We start from the raw sequence: 4,864 nt of genomic DNA on the forward strand, positions 1-4,864 counted from the left end.
GACGGCGCTGGCCATGCTGGCCGCCGTCGCCACGATCGAGAGCGCGGGCAATCTGCTCAACGCCCTGCGCCAGAACGGCGCCGTCGCGGTCGCCGTCCAGCGTCTGGGCGAACTGTTGGATGGGGAAGCGCCCGTCGCGGCGCCTGCCGCCGCAGCGCCGACGCTTCGCCTGTCATCCGCCGATCTGCGTCTCACGCCGCCTCAACGCCTGGCCGTCGTGGGCCGCTCAGGCGCGGGCAAGACCACCCTGATCGAGCGGATGATGCATCTGCGTGCGCCCATTCCAGGCGAGGTCGCCTTCGCCGATATGGACGGCGCCGCCCTGTCCCCGGATGCGGTGCGGCCGCTGTTCGCCTATGCGCCGCAGCAGGCGGTGCTGATGGCCGGAACGGTGCGCGAGAACCTGCGCCTGGCCGCCCCCACGGCGGATGACGACCAGCTCTGGGCCGTGCTCGAAGACGCCGGACTGGCTGATCGCATCCGCGCCGCGCCCGGCGGCCTGGACGCGCCTCTGGGCGAAAACGGCGCACGGCTGTCAGGCGGCGAGCGGCGGGGCCTGGGCCTGGCCCGCGCCTATCTGCGCCCCGCCCCCTGGCTGGTGCTGGACGAGCCGACCGAAGGCCTGGACGCCGCCACTGAAGCCAAGGTGCTGGACCGGCTGTCGCAACGCCTCCAACGCACGGGCCAGGGCCTGATCCTGGTCAGCCACCGCTCGGCCCCCCTGACCCTTTGCGATCAGGCTCTGACGGTCAGCGGCATTAGCCAGAACGGCCATATCCAGGCCGACGTCGGACCGCTTCGGGCCGCCGCCTGATCTGCGAGACCTTTGATCTCCATCAAGGCGAAGAGGGCCGAGATAGGCTCTGCTGTCGGCATAGGAGAACTGTCATGCCTTCAGAAATCGTCGCCCCCGTCGCCGCCATGGGCGCCTTCTTCCTCACCTTCATGGCCGCCATGGCCTATGGCGTGATCAGCAGCAACCTGGCCGACCGCAAGGCGCGCTGACCATGACGCTGCACCATATCCGGCTGGAGTTGGCCCGCGAGGCCGATGCGCCGCACGGCGATCCGCGCGACGGCTATGATCTGGTCATGACGCTGGACCAGCAATCACGGCTGGACGCGGCGGCTCTGCTCGCTGCGCCCGAGCGCACGCGCGTCCGCCGTTTCCGCGACGGCGAAACCCTGGCGGTCGGCCAACTGTCTCAGGGCGCCGACGGCCGTTGGGTGCTGGACTTCCCCGGCGAAGAGTCCGACGCCGTCGGCTTCCGCCTCGAAAGCGAACGCTTCGTGCCGGGGGAATACGTCTCCCTGGCCGAGCCGGGCGGCCCCATGCGTCCCTATCGGGTCGCCCTGGTCCAGCCGCTGGATCGCGACTGATCGAGTAACCGACGCCGCCTGGATCAGGCGGCGTCGATTTCTTCGCCCTTGATGACCGGGCGGAACAACAGCTTGTCGATGCGTCGATCGTCCATGTCGATGACCTCGACCTCGAAACGTCCCAGTTGCAGGACATCGCCCTCGTTCGGCACCCGCGACAGATGGTGCAGCACCAGGCCCGCCACCGTGTGGAAGCCTTCATGTTCGCCGAAGTCTTCGCCCAGGGCCTCGCCCAGTTCATCCAGATCGATCTGACCGTCGACAGCCCAGGTGCCGTCAGCGCGCTTGCGTACGGCCGTCTCGGCCTCGTCATGGCTCTCGTTGAAGTCGCCGGCGATCATCTCCAGCAGATCCGTCGCCGTGACCACGCCTTCAAAGGCGCCGTATTCGTCGACTACGAAGGCCATGTGAACCTTGGAGCCCTTCAGGATCTCCAGCGCCTTCAGCACCGAGGTCGACTGCGGGATGAAGGCCGGCTCGGCCACCAGCTTCTCGACATTGAACTCGCCGTTGTCGAGCAAGCTGTCCAGCAGATCCTTCTTGTGGACCACCCCCAACGGATTATCGATGTCGTTGTCGCGCGCCACTACGATGCGCGAATAAGGGCAGGTGCGGATTTCCTCGCGCAGCACCTCTTCCGAATCGTCCAGGGCGATCCAATAGACCTCGTGACGCGGCGTCATGGCCACGCGCACGGCCCGGTCGCCCAGGCGCAGGATCTCTTCGATCATCTCCTGCTCTTCCGGCTCGATCAGGCCCGCAGAGGTGCCCTCGGCCAGGATGCTCTCCACCTCTTCCTGGGTGACGTCCGAACCGTCGCGGTCCTTGACGCCCAACAGTTTGAGGATGCCCGAGGTCGAGGCCGTCAGCAGCAGCACGAACGGCTTCATCACCAGGGCCAGGGTCGAGATCGGACCCGCCATCTTCGAGGCGATGGTCTCCGGGAAGATCAGGGCCAGCCGCTTGGGCACCAGTTCGCCGACGATCAGCGAGACATAGGTGATCAGCACCACGACCACGCCGGTGGCGATAATCTGCGAATAGGGGGCCAGGGCCGGCAGGTTCGCCGTCAGGATGTCATCCAGTTCGCCTGCGATGGCGGCCTGACCGTAGGCGCCCGCCAGAATGCCGATCAGGGTGATGCCCACCTGAACCGCCGAAAGGAACTGAGTCGGCTCCTCGGCCAGCTTCAACGCGGCGCGGGCGCCGCGGTCGCCTCGTTCGGCGCGGCTCTGAAGCTTGGATTTGCGGGAGGACACGACCGCGAGTTCGGTCATGGCGAAAAGGCCGTTCAGCACCACAAGCAGCAGCACGACGACGATAGCGATGGTCAACATCGAAAAGGGAGAAGCCCTGACGCGGCGCGACTAACGGCGTCCGCGCAGCCGATAGTAAAGGCGAAGCCTCGTCTGCGCCAGCACTGTTGTCGAAACTGCGGCGTTCAGCCCGTTCGAGCCGCTTCGACGCCGCCGTAGAAGCCCGTATCGACGTCGCCTTGCCTCATATGTCCGGCGGCGCAGGCGCTGAGCCCGATCACCAGACCAATCATCAAGCCCAGACGCGCGGCGCGTTTCATCGTGGTTAACCGATCATTGACGACCGCTTCTGAACGCCGAGCCGCGCGGCCCGGTTCCTGCGGTCAGGCGGCCGAAAGAACCGGCTCGCCCGACCATTCAGCGGCGGCGGCGGCGCCCTGCTCCATCCCCTGCAACAGGATGTCCAGGGTGACAGGCTTGGATACCAGATGATCGGCGCCCGCCTGCACCGCCTTCAGATGGTGAACTTCGGTCGTATTGGCCGTCAGCATGACGATAGGCGTGCGTTCGGCGCCCAGTCGCGCTTCGTCGGCGCGGATGCGGCGCATGGCGTCCAGCCCGTCCATGACCGGCATCTGCATATCCATCAACACCATGTCGAAATGCTCCTGCTCGAAACGCCGCACGCCTTCCAGACCGTTGTCGGCAGTGACGATCTCGAAGCCCAGCGGCTCCAGCAGGCAGCGCACCACCATCTGATTGGCCGGATTGTCCTCGACCGCCAGGACGCGAATCTGCGCGCCCTCATCCGACGCATGCGCCGCTTCAACCGATGTCGCCGCCGGTTCGGCCACGACCGCCGCCACACGCTCGACGGGCAGGGCCACACGGAACAGACTGCCCTCGCCCAACGCCGACTCTGCGGCAATCTCTCCGCCCATCAACTCGGCCAACGACTTGCAGATGGACAACCCCAGACCTGTACCGCCGAACTGGCGCGATATGGCGTCATCGGCCTGAACGAAGGGATCAAACAGGCGTCGCGCCGCTTCGGCGTCAAAGCCCATGCCCGTGTCCTCGACCTCAATGATCAGATGTTCCCGGTTGTCCTCGGCGCGCACGTCGACACGAACGGATACACGCCCCTCAGCCGTGAATTTCACCGCATTGGACACCAGGTTGGAGACGATCTGGGTGATGCGGACGCCGTCGCCGATCACCTGCCCCTGCGCGCTCGGCGCAAACGCCACGTCCAGCGTCAGCCCCTTGTCTTCAGCGACCGCGCGGCGCATCTCGACGACGGCCTCGATGTCGGTTCTGAGATCAAACGGCGTCAGCGACAGGCTGAACTGACCCGCCTGCATCTTCGACAGGTCCAGCATGTCGTCCAGCACGCGACGCAGGGCGTCCCCTGCTCCGGTGATCAACTTCAGCATCTCGGTCTGGCGCGACGTCAACGTCGTGTGCGCCAGGGCCGAGGCCAGGCCCAGCACGGCGTTCAGCGGGGTGCGCACCTCATGGCTGATGTTGGCGAAGAAACGGTCCCGCACCTCGGCGGCCTGTCGCGCCTCGGCCTGCGCCAGTTCCAGGGCCTTGAGCGCGCGGACGTGGTCCGACACCTCAAAGCGGATGGCGGTGTAGGTCTCGGGCCGCCCGTCAGACCCCAGGTTCGGCACGATGGTCGTATCGACCCAATAGGGCTCGCCCGATTTGGTGCGGTTCTGGATGGTGCCGCGCCACACCTCGCCCCCCGCGATGGTGCGATACAGATTGCGGAAATAGTCGCGCGGGTGGACGCCCGAGTTCACCACCCTGTGCGTCTGACCGATCAGTTCCTCGCGCGAGTAGCCGCTGACCGCCTCGAACTTGTCATTGCAGTACAGAATACGGCCGGCGCGATCCGTGATCGCCACGATGGCGGCCTCGTCGAGCGCGGCGGAGAGGCCGGCGCGGCGGGGCCAGTCAACGTCAGTCATAGATGCTCCTTTCAGCGGCGCCTGATGGCCCACGCCTGGCTGAGAAAAGCTTAACCGTCCCATTCGACCAAAGTCGGGCGCCCGCTCTGATTCAATGCATCGTCAGAAAGCAAAACGGCCCCCGGATTTCTCCGGGGGCCGCTCTGTTACGCTTTACTGCGGCCTACCGCCCTTGCGGGCTGCTTGAGGCCGGTACGCTTACGCTTACTCTTACTGTTGAACTGGCGAGGACCGAGGCCCTCGCCCATTCTGA

5 protein-coding genes are annotated in these 4,864 nt (G+C 66.1%); 2 read left to right on the forward strand and 3 right to left on the reverse strand.

Translation table 11 applies throughout. The features are described 5' to 3' along the window. Both BDIM_RS10130 and BDIM_RS10135 read left to right on the forward strand, forming a co-directional pair. Positions 1-814 (forward strand): ATP-binding cassette domain-containing protein (locus BDIM_RS10130; RefSeq protein WP_155818704.1); only part of this gene is annotated, 814 nt, incomplete at its 5' end. A gap of 193 nt (positions 815-1,007) precedes the next feature. Further along, positions 1,008-1,379 (forward strand): hypothetical protein, encoded by a 372-nt coding sequence (locus BDIM_RS10135; RefSeq protein WP_003165501.1) that lies wholly within the window; start codon positions 1,008-1,010, stop codon positions 1,377-1,379. A gap of 23 nt (positions 1,380-1,402) precedes the next feature. On the opposite strand, the gene BDIM_RS10140 is transcribed toward BDIM_RS10135, so the two are convergent. The 3 genes from BDIM_RS10140 to BDIM_RS10145 all read right to left on the reverse strand — a co-directional run bounded on the left by BDIM_RS10140 (position 1,403) and on the right by BDIM_RS10145 (position 4,611). Continuing rightward, a complete protein-coding gene (locus BDIM_RS10140) occupies positions 1,403-2,716 on the reverse strand; it encodes a hemolysin family protein (RefSeq protein ID WP_003165502.1) in 1,314 nt (437 codons plus the stop codon). A gap of 104 nt (positions 2,717-2,820) precedes the next feature. Beyond that, a complete protein-coding gene (locus BDIM_RS18590) occupies positions 2,821-2,955 on the reverse strand; it encodes a hypothetical protein (protein ID WP_003165503.1) in 135 nt (44 codons plus the stop codon). Between the two features lie 63 nt (positions 2,956-3,018). Continuing rightward, the gene (locus BDIM_RS10145) at positions 3,019-4,611 is read right to left on the reverse strand and encodes a PAS domain-containing hybrid sensor histidine kinase/response regulator (protein ID WP_040345703.1); all 1,593 of its coding nucleotides are present in this window, start codon (positions 4,609-4,611) and stop codon (positions 3,019-3,021) included. Positions 4,612-4,864: the final 253 nt, after the last annotated feature.

This window comes from Brevundimonas diminuta ATCC 11568, assembly GCF_000204035.1.
GTDB classification, from domain to species: domain Bacteria; phylum Pseudomonadota; class Alphaproteobacteria; order Caulobacterales; family Caulobacteraceae; genus Brevundimonas; species Brevundimonas diminuta.

Coding starts and splice junctions, on each gene's coding strand:
- BDIM_RS10135 (WP_003165501.1), top strand. CDS start 1,008: ATGACGCTGCACCATATCCGGCTGGAGTTGGCCCGCGAGGCCGATGCG.
- BDIM_RS10140 (WP_003165502.1), bottom strand. CDS start 2,716: ATGTTGACCATCGCTATCGTCGTCGTGCTGCTGCTTGTGGTGCTGAAC.
- BDIM_RS18590 (WP_003165503.1), bottom strand. CDS start 2,955: ATGAAACGCGCCGCGCGTCTGGGCTTGATGATTGGTCTGGTGATCGGG.
- BDIM_RS10145 (WP_040345703.1), bottom strand. CDS start 4,611: ATGACTGACGTTGACTGGCCCCGCCGCGCCGGCCTCTCCGCCGCGCTC.